The following is a 3,089-nucleotide window of genomic DNA, read 5'->3' as shown; positions in this document are numbered from 1 at the left end:
GCTGGAACCGCTCGGCTTCCTGGTCGACCGGCCAGTGTTCTCGGAGGAGGGCACGCCGGATATCGAGAACCTCTATGCACGGCGCTCCGGCAACGGCCCGCACCTGATGTTCGCGGGCCATACCGACGTGGTGCCTGTCGGCGACGAAGCCGCCTGGACGCACCCGCCTTTCGCCGCCGAGATCGCCAATGGCGAGATGTATGGCCGCGGCGCTGTCGACATGAAGGGCGGCATTGCCTGCTTCATCGCCGCGGTGGCGCGCCATGTCGAGGCAAATGGCGGACCGAAGGGCTCGGTGTCGCTGCTGATCACCGGCGACGAGGAAGGGCCTGCCATCAACGGCACGGTCAAGCTGCTCGAATGGGCCGCATCCAAAGGCGAGAAATGGGACGCCTCGATCGTCGGCGAGCCGACCAATCCGGACACGCTTGGCGATATGATCAAGATCGGCCGGCGCGGCTCGATGTCGGGCAGCATCACCGTCAATGGCCGCCAGGGCCATGCCGCCTATCCGCAGCTTGCCGACAATCCGGTGCGCGGCCTGATGAGCCTGGTGGATGCCTTGCTGCACCCGGTCTTCGACAAGGGCACGAAGGATTTCCAGCCGACCAATCTGGAGGTGACCTCCATCGATGTCGGCAACCCGGCCACCAACGTCATTCCGGCCAAGGCGACCGCCACCTTCAACATCCGCTTCAACGACAGCTGGACGGCCGAGACGGTCCAGGCCGAAATCCACAACCGCCTCGATCAGGCGGCGGGGCGCAAGAAGTATCGGCCAGGCAAGAAGACGCCGGTGGACTATGACCTCGTCTGGCGCGACCGGCCGAGCCATGTCTTCCTGACCCGCGACGACAGGCTGGTCGAGACGCTGAGCGGCTCCGTCGGTGCGGTGGTCGGCAAAAAGCCGGCGCTGTCCACCTCCGGCGGCACATCGGATGCGCGCTTCATCAAGGATTATTGCCCGGTGGTCGAATTCGGCCTGGTCGGCAAGACCATGCACATGGTCGACGAGCGCGTCGCCATTGCCGATCTGGAAACGCTGACGCGAATCTACCAGCGCTTCATCGACGACTGGTTCGGACAGGGCTGACCGGCATGCTTTCGGCGGACGAAACCCAAGCTTCGCTGACCGGCGCCTGGCGGCTGATGCTCGGCAAGGCCGATGGGCTGCGCCTGCTCGACCTGTCGGCCGACGGCTTCTGGAATTCGTTCTTCGCCATCATCATCGCGGCTCCGGCGCTGATCGTCGGCTGGGTCGGCATCGCCAACCAGATCGGCGATCCCGATGCCTTCGCCGGCCGCTTCTCCATGCTGGTGCGGCTGGCGACGGTCGATATCGGCTCCTGGGTGCTGCCGCTGGTAGCGCTCGCCTTGGTGGCGCCGCGCGCCGGCATTGGCGGGCGCTTCGTCCACTATGTCGTCGCCAGCAACTGGGCCTCGGCCATCACCGCCTGGCTGATGCTGCCCTCGGCGCTGATCAGGCTTTTCCTGTCATCGACAAGCCAGGTCTCGAGCCTTGTGTCGCTGCTCCTATTTTCCCTGTCGATGGTGCTGACCTGGCGCATGACCAATGCCACGATCGGCAAGGGCGCGGCCGTCGGCACCGCCGTTTTCGTCGGCATGTTCATCGCTTCGCTGCTGGTGCTGTTCGGGTTGCAGATGCTGCTTGGCATCGCCGTGCCGGACGATATCGGGGCTCAGAGCCTCTCGGGACTCTATCCGGGGTAGAGCCCAGTTCTAGCCAGGGCAGAGTTGGTGTCTATCCGGGGTAATCGACGCCTATCAGGAAAAGCCCATCGGGCGGCGCCACCTGGCCGCAGGCGGCGCGGTCTCGCGCCTCGAGCGCGGCCTTGAGGTCGCCTGATGTCCAGCCGCCGTCGCCGACCCGCTTCAGCGAGCCGACCATGGAGCGCACCTGGTTGTGCAGGAAGGACCGCGCCGAGGCTCTCACCTCGATCACGTCACCCGTTCGGCTGACATCGAGCCGCTCCAATGTCCTGATCGGGCTGTTGGCCTGGCACTGGGTGGAGCGGAAAGTGGTGAAGTCGTGCCGGCCGAGCAGGAGCTTCGCCGCCTCGTGCATGGCGGCGGCATCGAGCCGCTTCGGCACCCACCACACCTTGCCCTGTTCCAGTGCCGAAGGCGCGCGCCGATTGAGGACACGGTAGAGATAGTGCCGGCCGGTGGCCGAGAAACGCGCATCGAAGTCGTCGGAAACGACTGCAGCTTTCAGGATGGCAATGCGCGCGCCCGCCGCCTGCAGGTGCGCATTGATGGCATCGCGCACCTTGTCGTCGGGCCACGCCTTGGCAAGGTCGACATGCGCCACCTGCGCGGTGGCGTGCACGCCGGCATCGGTGCGGCCGGCGGCGCGCAGCCGGACCGCCTCGCCGCAGAATTTCTCGATCGCCTGTTCGATCGCCTGCTGCACCGAAGGCTGATCGGCCTGGTGCTGCCAGCCGGCAAACAGGCTGCCGTCATATTCGATGTCGAGGCGAAAACGCGGCATGCCGGTCGGCTGTACGCTCTCGCCTAGGCGGCGAGAGCGGTGAAGGCGGAGGCGTAGACCAGTCTGCCGGCTTCGGGTGCGTCGCCCCAGGCCAGCGCCTGCAGCGCCTCGCCTTGGTATTCGCTGTCGAACTTTTCAGCCCGGGCGTGGCTATAGCCGAAACGGCCGTAATAGGCCGGATCTCCAAGCACAACGGCTAGCGTCTCGCCAGCATCCTTGAGCCGGATATGGGCCTCGCGGATCAGCGCGCCACCGATGCCGGAGCCGTGAAAAGACGGCTCCACCGCCAGCGGGGCAAGCGCCACGGCGGCAAAACTCTTGCCGCCGTTCTGCACGAACAGGCGCGAAAACAGGATGTGGCCAACGGCCTGCCCGTCTTCTTCCGCCACCAGTTCGACGACGGCATCACCGCCGGTCACCAGCGCGTCGACCAGTCCGGCCTCCGCCTGCTGGCCGAAAGCGTGTTCCTCGACGAGGCGGATGGCCTCGCGGTCCCGCGGCGTCGCCGCGCGTATCGACATCATGCTCATGAGAATTTCAGTCCTTTTTCGATCTTGGCTCCGCGCAGGAATTCCGA

Annotated in this window: 4 protein-coding genes; 2 read left to right on the top strand and 2 right to left on the bottom strand. The window is 65.9% G+C overall.

All coding sequences use genetic code 11. The features are described from left to right. On the top strand, positions 1-1,093 hold a 1,093-nt coding region (dapE, locus tag EOA36_RS32010; protein ID WP_127280840.1), incomplete at its 5' end, for a succinyl-diaminopimelate desuccinylase. Positions 1,094-1,098: 5 nt separating this feature from the next. Next, positions 1,099-1,731: a transporter gene (locus EOA36_RS32005; protein ID WP_127280839.1), complete on the top strand. Its 633-nt coding sequence runs from the start codon at positions 1,099-1,101 to the stop codon at positions 1,729-1,731. Between the two features lie 31 nt (positions 1,732-1,762). Here EOA36_RS32005 and truA read toward each other — a convergent pair whose 3' ends face one another. Further along, complete coding sequence (gene truA / locus EOA36_RS32000; protein ID WP_127280838.1) at positions 1,763-2,512, bottom strand: tRNA pseudouridine(38-40) synthase TruA; 750 nt, start codon at positions 2,510-2,512, stop codon at positions 1,763-1,765. 23 nt (positions 2,513-2,535) lie between these two features. After that, positions 2,536-3,042, bottom strand: a complete 507-nt coding sequence (locus EOA36_RS31995; RefSeq protein WP_127280837.1) for an N-acetyltransferase — start codon at positions 3,040-3,042, stop codon at positions 2,536-2,538. Positions 3,043-3,089 lie beyond the last annotated feature (47 nt).

The sequence above is a fragment of the Mesorhizobium sp. M8A.F.Ca.ET.021.01.1.1 genome, assembly GCF_003998025.1.
GTDB lineage: Bacteria > Pseudomonadota > Alphaproteobacteria > Rhizobiales > Rhizobiaceae > Mesorhizobium.
Note: the sequence above shows the minus strand (reverse complement) of the source record. Positions and strands in the feature narration are given on the sequence as shown.

Excerpts from the sequence above, each read along its gene's own strand:
- EOA36_RS32005 (WP_127280839.1), top strand. The coding sequence starts at position 1,099 with ATGCTTTCGGCGGACGAAACCCAAGCTTCGCTGACCGGCGCCTGGCGG.
- truA (WP_127280838.1), bottom strand. The coding sequence starts at position 2,512 with ATGCCGCGTTTTCGCCTCGACATCGAATATGACGGCAGCCTGTTTGCC.
- EOA36_RS31995 (WP_127280837.1), bottom strand. The coding sequence starts at position 3,042 with ATGAGCATGATGTCGATACGCGCGGCGACGCCGCGGGACCGCGAGGCC.